Raw genomic sequence first — 12,053 nt, 5'->3', positions numbered from 1 at the left:
GTGCCAGGAGAGGATCGCGATGGAACCGGTGTTAGACCTGGCCGGAATCGGCTTCGGGCCGTCCAACCTGGCTCTCGCGATCGCGGTGGAGGAGCACGACCTCCCGGTCAGGGCCAGGTTCTTCGAGCGGCAGGCCCGGTTCGGCTGGCACCGCGGCATGTTGCTGGAGGACGCCACCATGCAGGTGTCCTTCCTCAAAGACCTCGTCACGCTGCGCAACCCGGTCAGCGAGTTCAGCTTCCTGTGCCACCTGCGCGACCGCGGCCGGTTGGCCGACTTCGTCAACCACAAGAGCTTCTTCCCGCTGCGCAGGGAGTTCCACGACTACTTCGAGTGGGCCGCGGACCGGGTCGCGCACCACGTGTCGTACGGCGCCGAGGTCTCCGGGGTCCGGGCGATCGACGAGGGTTTCGAGTTCAGCGCGGGCGACCAGCGCGTCCGGGCGCGGAACCTCGTCCTCGCGACCGGTCTGGAGGCGAAGCTGCCGGACGGCGTCGAGACCGGCGACCGCGTCTGGCACACCAGGGACCTGCTCACCCGCGTCGACACCCTGTCCGACCCGCGCCGGGTCGTCGTGGTCGGCGCCGGCCAGAGCGCCGCCGAGGCCGCGGCCTTCTTCCACGACAGGTTCCCTCAGGCGGAGGTGCACGGCGTCTTCGCGCGCCCCGGCTACCGCCCGGCCGACGACAGCTCGTTCGCGAACCGGATCTTCGACCCCACCGCCGTGGACGAGTTCTACACCGCGCCCGACGAGGTCAAGCGCACGCTGATGGGCTACCACGCCAACACGAACTACGGCGTGGTCGACCGGGACCTGATCGAGGAGCTCCACCGGCGGGTGTACCGGGAGAAGGTCGTCGGGCGGCAGAGGTTGTTGTTGCACAACGCCTCCCGGCTCACCGGCGTGCGGGCCGACGGCAGGTGCGTGGTCGAGTCGCTCACCGGGGGCGCGCCGCTGCCGATCGACGCCGACGTGATCGTCTACGCCACCGGCTACCACCCGGCCGACCCGCTGCGGCTGCTCGGTGACCTCGCGGACCACTGCGAACGCGACGAGCTCGGCCGCCTGAAGGTCACCCGCGACTACCGCGTCGTCACGGACGAGGCGCTGCGCGGCGGCATCTACCTGCAGGGCGGGACCGAGCACACGCACGGCATCACGTCGTCGCTGCTGTCGAACACGGCGGTGCGCGCCGGCGAGATCCTCGACTCGGTGCTGTGCCGGGTCACGCGGCAGCACGCCGAGCCCGCGCTGCAGGCGGTCAAGTAGCGGGACCGGCGCGGACTCCCGTGACGTAGGCCGCGAACGTCCGCTCGCCCACCGCGCGGCCGGGACTCAGGTTCCCTCCAGCGCGGTAGGCGCGGTACGTGGCACCAGGAACCTTGAGGGGCACGACCTTCCGCTGTCTGCCAACGGCCGCCAAGTACACCCGCGCGAACTCGGCGGCCTCCCGCACCTCCGGCCCGCCCATCTCGGGCACCCTGCCCGCGGGCGGTCCCTGGGCGAGCGCGGCCAGCTCCCGTCCCACCTCGCCCTCGTCGACCGGCTGGAACCGGAACCCCGGCACGGGCAGGAAAAGCAGCTTCGACGCCCTCTCGAACATCCCGCGCAGCAACGAGTGGAACTGCGTGGCCCGCAGGATCGTGTGCGGCACACCGGAGTCGACGATCAGCCGCTCGGCCGCGAGCTTCTGCCGGTAGTAGGGCAGCGGCACCTCCTGGCACCCGACGATCGAGATGTAGACCAGGTGCGCGGGCCGGGAGTCCAGCACCGCGCGCGTCATCCGCACCTCGTGCCGGAACGACGTGGCGCAGTGCACGACCACGTCTGCTCTCAGCGCGTTCAGTCCCGTGCCGCGCAGCAGATCCGTGCCGCTCGACCGCGACACCGGCCGCGCTCCCGGCAGGGCCGCGACCACGTGCCTGCCCAGCGCTCCGCTGCCACCCGTGACGACGAAGGTCATGCGTCCACCCTGACACGGTGGTAGTAGGCCAGCACGACGGTGCCGGACACCGCGGCCACGGCGCTCACCACCAGCCCGGCCTGCGACACGCCGCTCATGCCCGTGCCCTCGCCGAGCAGCTTGATGCCGATCCACGCCGCCACGATCGGGTTCACGACCGTCTGCCCGGCCACGACGAGGTCCGGCGGCCCGGCGGCGTAGCCGAGCTGGATGAACCACGCTCCGGTCAGGAACGCCAGCGCGAGGCCGCCGAGCGAGACCCACTCGATCACGGGCAGGCTCGTCGTCACGTCCCTGACCAGCACGGCGACCAGGCCGTAGAGGATGCCCGCGCCGACGGCGAGGGCCAGCGCCCGCACCGCGCCCACCGTGAACGTCGCCGCCACCGCGCACACCAGCACGCCCGCCACGACGAGTTGTCCTGCCTGCAGCGCGACCTTCGGCGACACCTGCGTCGGCACGGCCGTGCCCGCCGTGATGGTCACGAACACCACGATCCCGACCGTCGCCACCAGCACCGACACGGCGAGCAGGCCGGACAGCCGCCGCGCGCGGCACACCGCGATGATCGGGATGGCCAGCGCGTTCAGCGGCGCGACCACGGAGACGGGGGCCAGTGCCAGCGCGACGACCTGCAGGACCGCGCACGCGAAGAGCACCAGGAAGCCGTGGACCCAGCGGCGGGACCGCACCAGCTGGTGCGCGGACGTCAGCTTCAGGTCGCCCGTCTCGCGGACACCGGCGTGCTGCCACATCGCGCCGAGCGCGCTGCACCCGGCCGCGAGCACCGCGCACAGAATCGCGACCCCGACCACGTGGCCAATCCTACGCGGTCACTGCTATGGTTCATTACATGAGTAACGAACCAAGGAAGTAGCCGATGTTCGACGACCGGAGCCCGATCTACCGGCAGATCGCCGACCGGATCAAGGCGGACGTGCTCAGCGGTGCGTTGAAGGCGGACGAGCAGGTCATGTCGACCAACCAGTACGCCTCCTACTACCGGATCAACCCGGCGACCGCGGCGAAGGCGTTCCAGCAGCTCGTGGACGAGCAGGTGCTCTACAAGAAGAGGGGGATCGGGATGTTCGTGAGCGCGCAGGCTCGCGACATGCTGCGGGCACAGGGGCGGGAGAGCTTCTTCGGCGAGGTCGTGGACCCGATGGTCGCGGAGGCGCGCGCCATCGGCATCCCGCTCGCCGACGTCATCCGCCGCATCGAACAGCACGAGAACAACGGGGGCGTGTGATGCGAGTAGACGTGCGGGGCTTAACGGTGCGCTACGGGGACACGACGGCCATCGACGACATGAGCTTCTCGTTGTCCGGCAACAAGATCTACGGCCTGCTCGGCCGCAACGGCTCCGGCAAGACCAGTCTCATGTCGGCCATCGCGGGCTACCGCAGGCCTTCAGGAACCGTTCAGCTCGACGGGGCACCGGTCTTCGAGAACGCCGCCGCGATGCGTCAGGTCTGCCTGGTCCGGCACACCGCCGACGCCGCGGACAAGGGCGACAAGGTCAAGCACGTGCTGGAGTACGGCGCCGCGTGGCGCGACACGTGGGACGACGACTACGCGCTGCGGCTCGCCGACCTGTTCAAGCTCGGGCTGAAGACCAAGGTCGGCGCGCTTTCCCTCGGTCAGCGCTCGGCACTCGGCGTCGTGGTCGGGCTCGCCAGCCGCTCGCCGCTGACGATGCTCGACGAGGCGCACCTCGGCATGGACACGCCCACGCGGTACGCGTTCTACGACGAGCTGCTCCAGGACTTCATGGCGCACCCGCGCACGATCATCCTCTCCACGCACCTGATCGAGGAGCTCTCCTCCCTGCTGGAGGAGGTGCTGATCATCGACGCCGGCCGCCTGGTGCTGCAGGAGGAGTCCGACGTGCTGCGCTCGCGCGGCACCGAGGTCACCGGCAACGCCGCCGACGTCGACGAGTTCACCGCGGCGCTCACCGTGCTCGGCCAGAAGTCGTTGGGGCGCACCAAGGCCGCGATGGTCTACGGCGCGCTGGACGACGAGCAGCTCGTGCGCGCCCGGCAGCTCGGCCTGGAACTCGGGCCGATCGCGTTGCAGGACCTGTTCGTCCACCTCACCGACCCGGTCGGAGGCAAGCGGTGAAGATCTTCCGCCACCTGACCGCGGCGCTCGGGTCGTACTGCGCACTCGTCGCGGGCGGCACGTTCGCGTTCGCCGTGGTGCTGACGTTCGCCGTCTCGCTCTTCCGCGACGTCGAGATCAGCGCGTGGAACGTCGCCGCCTCCCAGGTCGGGCCGTGGTTCCTGCTGTTCATCGGCGTCTACATGATCCACAACGCGCTGCCGATCGCCGTCGCGCACGGCCGCACGCGCCGCGAGTTCCTCGGTGCGGCGTCGGCGTTCTCGGTCGTGCTCGCGCTGCTGATGACGCTGGCCGAGTGGCTCGGGTTCCTCGTCGAGGGCGGGATCTACGCGCTCATGGACTGGCGTGCCGACGAGCACGCGCCGCAGCTCGGCTACCTGCTGATGTACCTGGTGTGGATCGCCGTCGGCATGCTCTGCGCGGCGGCGTTCGACCGGTTCGGCGCGGGCGGGGTCTTCGTCCTGCCGGTCGCGCTGGTGCTCGTGGTCGCGACGCGGGTGCGGATGCCGGGCTCGGGGAACCTGCCGTTCCTCGACGACCTGCCGGACGTGCTCGGGACCGGGCTGCACGGGGTGCTGGCGGCGTCGTTCGTGGTGGCGCTGGCCGGCACGTGGGCGATCGCGCGGGACATGCCGGTGCGGCAGCGCACCGTCTGATCGTCGCGTTCGCCGGAGTGCGGGGGCGGGACGTGTCGGTGCGGCAGCGCGCACTCGCGGGCGATCCGGCGCGACGTGCCGGTGCGGCAGCGCACCGCGTGATCAGCCGCTGTCCCGCACCACCAGCGAGGGTGCGAACACCACCGACGTGGCGGGGGAGCGCGGCTGCTCGATCTGCCGCAGCAGCTGGCGCGCCATCTCCGCCGCCATGTCGCTGATCGGCTGCCGGACCGTCGTGAGCTCGGGTTCGGAGGTCAGCGCGGCACTGCTGTCGTCGAACCCGACGACCGCCACGTCGTCCGGCACCTGGCGGCCGGCGCGGTGCAGCACGGGGACGACGCCGGTGGCCATCAGGTCCGAGGCGACGAACACGCCGTCGACGTCCGGGCAGCAGCGGAGCAGCTTCTCCGTCGCGGCGGTGCCGGACTGCCGGGTGAAGTCCCCGTGCACGACCACGGCGTCCGGCACCTCGGCGAGGAACCCGGCCAGCCGGTCCTGGCCCGCCGCCGTGTCCTGCGGGCCGGTGATCGTCGCGATCCTCTTGCATCCCAACGACTTGAGTCGACGTCCGGCGAGTGCGGCGCCGGCCGTCTGGTTCACGTCCACGTAGGTGATCGGCATCGGTTTGAGCGGACGGCCGGCGAGCACGACCGGCAGTCCGGCCGCGATCAGCCTGCCCGGCACCGGGTCCGCCGGGTCGGTGTGCACGAGGATCACGCCGTCGAGCCGTCCGCACCGCAGGTCGCTCAGCGCCTGCTCGCGCGTGCCCGGCCCGGTCATCATCAGCACCAGGTGGATGCCGAGCGGGCGGACGACGCGCGTCACGCCGCTGACGACGCTCGCGAGGTGCGGGTCGCCGACCATGCGCCGCTCGTCGGGCAGCAGGAGCCCGATCGCGTGGGCCCGGCGGGTGACGAGCGACCGCGCCGCGATGTTCGGCAGGTAGCCGGTGCTGGAGATGGCCCGCTGCACGGCGTGGCGGAGCGACTCGTCGACGCTGGACGCGCCGTTCACCACTCTCGACGCCGTCGCACGCGACACTCCGGCCACCCGAGCCACCTCCTCCAGCGTCACGCGTTTCACCCGGCCGCCAGTTCCGCGGTGCGGTGGCGTTCCATCAACCTGACGACCTCCGCGGTCGGGGGGTGGGTGATCGCGGCCGCGGCCGACCTCACCACCTCGAGCGACTCGGTGAGGTGCGTGCGCACGAACTGCTCCCGCGCGTCCGGGCTGGTCGCGGCGAGCTGGATCTCGGCGTCGGTCGGCATGCCCGGCATGTCGTGCCCGGCGTGCTGGTTCACGTACGGCGCGTCGAGCAGCTTGCGCAGTTCGGTCAGCTCGACGGCGCGGTTCTCCTTCAGCTCGGTCCGGTCCGTCAGCTCGAGGAGCTTCAGGGCCTGCTCGTCCGTCGCGATCGCGAGCTCGACGAACGCGCGTTCCGTTGTGCCGTAACCGTTCTGGGTGGTCGACGGCGGTGGTGGTGCGGGAGCTGGAGCCTGCTGGCAGGCCGCGAGAAGGCCTGCCAGCAGGAGGATCGTCAGCCGTGGTTGCCGTTGTGGTCGCACTTGATCACCACGTTGAGGCAGTTGCGGACGCGGCGTTCCATCTCGGCCCGCGGCCACACGTTGAAGAAGTCGCCGTGCATCGTCTGCCCTGTGCCGGAAGCGAGTCGCAGTCCGGCCGTGCTGCCGTTGACCGGGTACCGCAGCACCATGCGGAGCTTCGGCACGGACACCGGGTGGCTCGACGGGCAGCCGCCCGCGACCGGGTAGGACATGTGGGACTTGTGGTCGGCCGAGTCGAGGTTGCGACCGTCCCAGCACTGCGGGAAGTCCAGGTAGGTCTCGAGCATCGTGCCCGCCGGGCAGGTCACGAAGTTCTTGGACGGGTTGACGTGTCCGGCGTGCAGGCAGGACCAGCGCGCGATGCTGTCGGCATCACCCGTGGCTTTCGCGTTGCCCGCCACGATCTTCAGCCCGTACGGGGTGGGCTGGATCGCCGCCGGGTTGTTCACGCCCTCACCGAGGTAGTAGAAGGTGACGCCGGTGGGGGCGATGGCGGTGTTGTTCCGGTACAGCGTCGGCACCCAGTAGGACGAGATGTCGGCGGCCGGGTTGCAGTTGCCCGTCTGGCCCTCCAGCGACTGCTGGGTGGACCGGGCGTTCGTCGAGTGGTTGCCGAAGAAGTCGTGGAAGTGCGAGGCACCGGCGAGGTTCGGCAGGACGATCGGGTCGTCCGCCAGCCGGTGGCTGATCGGGCACTCCGCGAGGAACTCGGCCACCCTGACCGGTTCTCCTTGTGCCGCAACGGGAACGTTGAACGCGGCGGCTATCAGTCCGATGACGGCGGCGATGTGGAACAGGTGCTTCCTCATTGAAGCCTTCCTCTCCGCAGCAGGATTGGGAGAGCGCTCTCACGCAATTCGAGCATGGCGCAGCCCGCAATCGGCCGTCAATCCGCAAGAAACGTTCAGAAGTCCCGGTTTTCTTGACAGGGGCTGTTCGCTGCCCCGACTCTCGGTGCGGAACTCCTGTCTCCAGAGAGCGCTCTCTCGCCTCCACCTCCCGTTCTCCGGCCCCAGGAGCACCCATGTCAGGAAGGCTTCAACGCGGAAGACTCCCTCTTCTCGCCGCGGCGGTGGTCGCGGCCGCTCTGATCGTTCCGGTGCAGGCGTCCGCCGCCGGTCCGCTGATCTCGCAGAACCGCCCGGTCACCGCGTCCAGCAGCGAGAACGCCGCGTTCGGCGCGGCCGCCGCCGTGGACGGCGACCTCGGCACGCGGTGGTCCAGCGCGTTCAGCGACCCGCAGTGGATCCAGATCGACCTCGGCTCGTCCGCGCGCGTCGACCAGGTCGTGCTGGCCTGGGAGTCCGCGAGCGCGCGGGCCTACACGCTCAGCATCTCCGCCGACGGCACCAGCTGGCAGGAACTTCGTCGAACGACGACCGGTCCCGGCGGCACCGAGACGCTCCCCGTCGCGGGCACCGGCCGGTACGTGCGCCTCGACCTGACCCAGCGCGCCACGCAGTGGGGCTACTCGCTGTGGGAGTTCCAGGTCTTCGGCACCCGCGACGGCGGCACCGGCGGCGAAACCCTGCTGTCGTACGGGAAGACCGGTGCGGCGTCGACGTTCCAGGACGACGCGAACTGCGGCGGCTGCACCCCGGCCAAGGCGTTCGACCGCGATCCGGCGACGCGCTGGGCGACCAGCGCGACGAACGGCTGGGTCGACCCCGGCTGGATCTCCGTCGACCTCGGCGCCACCGCCCAGATCTCGAAGGTCGTGCTGCAGTGGGATCCCGCGTTCGCGACCGCGTACCGGATCGAGGTCTCCGACAACAACTCCAGCTGGCGCGAGATCTACTCGACCACCGCCGGACGCGGGTTCAAGGAGACGCTCACGGTCAGCGGCACCGGTCGTTACGTGCGCGTGTACGGCACCGCGCGGTCGAACGGCTACGGCTACTCGTTGTGGGAGTTCCAGGTCTACGGCACGGGTGGCGCGCCGATCACCCCGCCGCCGCTGCCGCCGAACCCGTCGTTCCCCGGCCGGCTGGTGTGGTCCGACGAGTTCAACGCGCCGGCGGGCACCGGTCCGGACGCCTCGAAGTGGCAGCCGGAGATCGGTCCCGGCGTGAACAACGAGCTGCAGTACTACACGAACAACAACAACGCGCGGCACGACGGCAACGGCAACCTCGTGCTGCAGGCCCGGCGTGAGGTCACGCCCGGCAGCGCGTGCCCGGTCGACCCGGTCAGCGGCAGCGGCACGTGCCAGTACACGTCGGCGCGGCTCAACACCTACGGCAAGTTCACCTTCACCTACGGCCGCGTCGAGGCGCGCATCAAGGTGTCCTCGACGCAGGGGCTGTGGCCCGCGTTCTGGATGCTGGGCGCGGACTTCTTCGACCAGCGCAGGCCGTGGCCCTACACCGGCGAGATCGACATCATGGAGCACGTCGGCAAGGAGCCGAACCGCGTCTACTCGACGCTGCACGCGCCGCAGTATTTCGGCGCGGGCGGCTACGGGTCGCCGCTGGACCTCGGCGCCCCCGCCTCGTCGGCGTTCCGGACCTTCGCGGTGGAGTGGGACTCGAGCCACATGACGTTCAGCGTGGACGGCAACCGCTTCTTCACCGTCGACCGGAACGTCCTCGAGACCACGCGCGGGCCGTGGGTCTACGACCACCCGTTCTTCATCATCATCAACAACGCGGTGGGCGGCGACTGGCCCGGCCCGCCGGGGGCCGGGACGCAGCTGCCGCAGGACATGGTGCTCGACTACGTCAGGGTGTACCAGTGATCGCGATCCGGGCGGGCGGGGAGACGTCGAACGCCTCGCTGACGGCCTCGACCTCGACCTGCGCGGTCTCGCCGGTCGCCAGCGGGATTGCCGGCACGAAGTACGCGTCGTTCGCCGTGCCGCCGAGGAAGACCCGTCCGGTGCCGGTCACCTTGTAGACGCGGTACTGCCGTGCACCCGGTGACCGGGTCCAGGTGAGCCGTGCCGACGCCGTGGTGGCGTCGACGCGGCTCACCTGCTCGACCTGGACGTTCGCGGGCGCGACCGGGGGCGTCATGACCGGGTTCGTGACGCCGATCCGGCCGATCAGCGCGGTGACCGGCGCGCCGGGCAGCACCCGCAGGCCGATCTCGGTGAGCGTCGCGCCCGCGTGGTCGGCGAGCGGGAAGACGCTGCGCCGCCACGCCCCGCTGACACCGCCGAGGTCGAGCACGCGCTCGGTGCCGCCGAACCGCAGCACCGCCTGCAGCCGCGACGGCCCGGTGCCGGTGCGGTGGACGATCTCGAACTGGCTGGCGCCGGTGATCGTCAGCGACGTCGCGAACAGCCGGACGTCGTTGGCGGACTGAGGTGTCCCGGTGATCTTCAGCGCCGTGCCGCCGTCGTACGGGTCGTCCCAGTCGAGCGACGGCGTGACCCTGGTGCCCGTGCCGGACACGCTCCAGCGCCACGTCGGCAGCACGTCCTGCAGCGACAGGTTGTTCCACGCCTGCGTCGACGCGACGGTGCCGCCGACCGCGAACTTGCGGCCGTGACCGGTGTTGAAGTTCGTGACGAACGGCAGTCGCGTGATCGGCGTCAGCTCGGTGACGTAGTGGGCGACGCCCTTCCAGCTCGCCGTCGTGGTGGTGTTCGCCGGGTCCCCGTTCGGCCCGACCCAGAACCTGTTGTCACGGGCGTAGAAGTCGGCTGGTCCGCTCGCGGACTTGAACGTCCACTCGGGACGGTAGAAGCCCAGCGACGTGACGTGCGGCGCGTTCTCGGGGAAGACGCTCGCCCAGCTCACCCCGGTGTTGTAGCCGTTCGACTCGACGTCCACCCCGGACGCGAGGTCGTACGGGCTGCGGCCCATCTGCCGGGCGAGCGCCGCCGAGCTCGCGAGCCCCTGCGTGCTCCACCAGAAGTTGAGGAACATCTCGTCGGACTGCTCGAAGAACGTCCGGTTCCGCGCGGTCAGGGCGTTCTGCCAGCTGACGCTCCCGGTGTCGGTCATCGCGTCGTACCAGATGATCCGCAGGCCGGACTTCTTCAGGTAGACGATGAAGTCGCGCATGTCGGCGGCGAGCTGGGCGTTGCCGCCGGCGGTCTCCTGGTTGAGGAACCAGCCGTCGAACCCGTGGTGGCGCGCGACCTGGACCATCTTGTCCGCCACGGGGAACCGGTCGCCGTCGCGCCGGACGAAGTCGCGCACCCACTGGAGCTGACCGCCGTACGCCGTCGGCGGCAGGAACACGTTGCCGATGACGCGGACACCGTTGCGGTGCGCGGCGTCGGTGACGGTCGGGTTCGGTGCGAGGATCAGGCCCTCCGACGCGCTGCCGCCCCAGAACACCAGCTCGTCGATGTACTGCCAGTAGTTCGTGGCGTAGTAGTTCATGTCGAGCGCGCCCTGGGACGGGTTGCCGCTCGTCGGCGCGTAGGCCACCAGCGCCTGCACGCGGGCCTCGTTCGGGCGCGCGTGCGCGTTGGCCGGTCTGGCCGGGACGACACGTCGTGCGAGCGGCACGGTGCTGCGGTTGTACCTCGCGTCGCGGTCGGTCGACGGGTCCCAGTCGAGGATCGTCGCCGGGTGCCAGTAGGACGCGTACGGCTGCGTGGTCGCGGCGGCGGACGCGGGTGTCTCGGACAGCAGACCGGTGAGTGCTGCTGTGGAGCTCAGAACGAGGAACTGTCTCCGGGTGGCCATAGATCACCCTCGTGCGCCTTCCGAGTCGCCGCATACCGCTTCTCCGGTGACCCGGCAGGACGACAACGTCCCGGTCTCTCGCGCTGGGTAACCGGCTCGAATTCGACGAAGGGCCGTCGAACGCCGTCGAAACATCCCGGTAACCATCCGTATGGCCGGATCGGTCCGGGCCTACTGGGCGGTAGCGTGAGCCTCGCCGTCGCTTTTGGTTCCCCTGCAACCAATCGAGGTGTCTTCGTCGTGCGCATCAAACCCGTGCTTGCGGCGCTGGTCCTGGCGCTGATCCCAGCCACCGCCCCCGCCGTCGCCACCGCGGCGGCCAACCCCTACGAGCGCGGTCCCGCGCCCACGGCCACGTCGGTCGAGGCCTCGCGGGGCACGTTCGCCGTCACGTCCGCCGCCGTCGCCCGCCAGTCGAACTTCGGCGGCGGCACGGTCTACACACCGACCAGCGACCTCACGTTCGGCGCGGTCGCGGTCTCGCCCGGTTTCACCGCCACGCAGTCGTCGGTGGCGCACTTCGGCCCGCGCCTCGCGTCGTACGGGTTCGTGGTGATCACCATCAACACGCTGTCCGGCTTCGACGACCCCGACAGCCGGGGCCGTCAGCTGCTCGCGGCACTCGACTACGTGGTCCGCACCAACCCGCGCGTGGACGCCTCGCGCCTCGCCGTGATGGGCCACTCGATGGGCGGTGGGGGAGCGTTGCGCGCCTCCGCGACCCGTCCCGCCCTGCAGGCCTCGATCCCGATGGCCGGCTGGCACACCACCAAGAACTGGTCGACCGTCCAGGTGCCGACCCTGGTGCTCGGCGGCCAGAACGACCCGACCGCGCCGAACTCGCAGCACTCGACGCCGTTCTACAACTCGATCACGGCGGCGCCGGACAAGGCGTTCCTCGAACTGCGCGGGGGCGACCACTCGGCGCCGCGCAGCGACAACGTGACGGTGCGGAAGTACACGCTGTCGTGGCTGAAGCGGTTCGTCGACGACGACCTGCGCTACGACCAGTTCCTGTGCCCGGCACCCGCGCCGAACACGCTCATCAGCGCCTACCGGGACACCTGCCCGCACGCGTGACGAACGGCTGAGGTGCTGTGC

General features: G+C 70.5%; 12 protein-coding genes. 6 read left to right on the top strand and 6 right to left on the bottom strand.

Annotated features, from left to right (window positions below; genetic code table 11):
* Positions 1 to 19 precede the first annotated feature (19 nt).
* Positions 20 to 1,270 (top strand): SidA/IucD/PvdA family monooxygenase, encoded by a 1,251-nt coding sequence (locus ABZX02_RS35325; protein WP_355304966.1) that lies wholly within the window; start codon positions 20 to 22, stop codon positions 1,268 to 1,270.
* Here ABZX02_RS35325 and ABZX02_RS35320 read toward each other — a convergent pair.
* Together ABZX02_RS35320 and ABZX02_RS35315 are read right to left on the bottom strand one after the other, a co-directional pair.
* Positions 1,263 to 1,964 carry an SDR family oxidoreductase gene (locus ABZX02_RS35320; protein WP_355304964.1) on the bottom strand — a complete coding sequence of 234 codons (702 nt, stop codon included), beginning with the start codon at positions 1,962 to 1,964 and terminating at the stop codon, positions 1,263 to 1,265. The genes ABZX02_RS35325 and ABZX02_RS35320 overlap by 8 nt on opposite strands.
* A complete protein-coding gene (locus tag ABZX02_RS35315) occupies positions 1,961 to 2,779 on the bottom strand; it encodes a hypothetical protein (protein WP_355304962.1) in 819 nt (272 codons plus the stop codon). Before ABZX02_RS35315 ends, ABZX02_RS35320 begins: the two co-directional genes overlap by 4 nt.
* 65 nt (positions 2,780 to 2,844) lie before the next feature.
* Here ABZX02_RS35315 and ABZX02_RS35310 point away from each other — a divergent pair, with 65 nt between their 5' ends.
* Genes ABZX02_RS35310 through ABZX02_RS35300 form a run of 3 tightly spaced genes read left to right on the top strand, consistent with a single transcriptional unit; the run spans position 2,845 to position 4,744 of the window.
* Entirely contained in the window at positions 2,845 to 3,213 is a 369-nt protein-coding gene (locus tag ABZX02_RS35310) for a GntR family transcriptional regulator (protein WP_355304960.1), read from the top strand.
* A gap of 26 nt (positions 3,214 to 3,239) precedes the next feature.
* Positions 3,240 to 4,088: an ABC transporter ATP-binding protein gene (locus ABZX02_RS35305; protein WP_355304958.1), complete on the top strand. Its 849-nt coding sequence runs from the start codon at positions 3,240 to 3,242 to the stop codon at positions 4,086 to 4,088.
* Positions 4,085 to 4,744 carry a hypothetical protein gene (locus ABZX02_RS35300; RefSeq protein WP_355304956.1) on the top strand — a complete coding sequence of 220 codons (660 nt, stop codon included), beginning with the start codon at positions 4,085 to 4,087 and terminating at the stop codon, positions 4,742 to 4,744. The genes ABZX02_RS35305 and ABZX02_RS35300 overlap by 4 nt, the downstream gene beginning before the upstream one ends.
* Before the next feature lie 102 nt (positions 4,745 to 4,846).
* Here the strand turns inward: ABZX02_RS35300 and ABZX02_RS35295 are convergent, their stop codons facing one another.
* The 3 genes from ABZX02_RS35295 to ABZX02_RS35285 are packed head-to-tail and all read right to left on the bottom strand — an operon-like array spanning position 4,847 to position 7,118.
* Entirely contained in the window at positions 4,847 to 5,818 is a 972-nt protein-coding gene (locus ABZX02_RS35295) for a LacI family DNA-binding transcriptional regulator (RefSeq protein ID WP_355304954.1), read from the bottom strand.
* Positions 5,819 to 5,823: 5 nt separating this feature from the next.
* Positions 5,824 to 6,309, bottom strand: a complete 486-nt coding sequence (locus tag ABZX02_RS35290) for a hypothetical protein (protein WP_355304952.1) — start codon at positions 6,307 to 6,309, stop codon at positions 5,824 to 5,826.
* Positions 6,282 to 7,118, bottom strand: a complete 837-nt coding sequence (locus ABZX02_RS35285) for a DUF1996 domain-containing protein (protein ID WP_355304950.1) — start codon at positions 7,116 to 7,118, stop codon at positions 6,282 to 6,284. The genes ABZX02_RS35290 and ABZX02_RS35285 overlap by 28 nt, the downstream gene beginning before the upstream one ends.
* Positions 7,119 to 7,333: 215 nt before the next feature.
* On the opposite strand from ABZX02_RS35285, the gene ABZX02_RS35280 reads away from it, so the two are divergent.
* Positions 7,334 to 9,046 carry a discoidin domain-containing protein gene (locus tag ABZX02_RS35280; protein ID WP_355304948.1) on the top strand — a complete coding sequence of 571 codons (1,713 nt, stop codon included), beginning with the start codon at positions 7,334 to 7,336 and terminating at the stop codon, positions 9,044 to 9,046.
* Here the strand turns inward: ABZX02_RS35280 and ABZX02_RS35275 are convergent.
* Positions 9,030 to 10,952 carry a hypothetical protein gene (locus tag ABZX02_RS35275; protein WP_355304946.1) on the bottom strand — a complete coding sequence of 641 codons (1,923 nt, stop codon included), beginning with the start codon at positions 10,950 to 10,952 and terminating at the stop codon, positions 9,030 to 9,032. The genes ABZX02_RS35280 and ABZX02_RS35275 overlap by 17 nt on opposite strands.
* Positions 10,953 to 11,192: 240 nt before the next feature.
* On the opposite strand from ABZX02_RS35275, the gene ABZX02_RS35270 reads away from it, so the two are divergent.
* A complete protein-coding gene (locus tag ABZX02_RS35270) occupies positions 11,193 to 12,032 on the top strand; it encodes a dienelactone hydrolase family protein (protein ID WP_355304944.1) in 840 nt (279 codons plus the stop codon).
* Positions 12,033 to 12,053 lie beyond the last annotated feature (21 nt).

Source organism: Lentzea sp. NPDC003310 (assembly GCF_040610935.1).
GTDB lineage: Bacteria > Actinomycetota > Actinomycetes > Mycobacteriales > Pseudonocardiaceae > Lentzea.
This window is presented reverse-complemented; position numbering and strand designations above follow the sequence as displayed.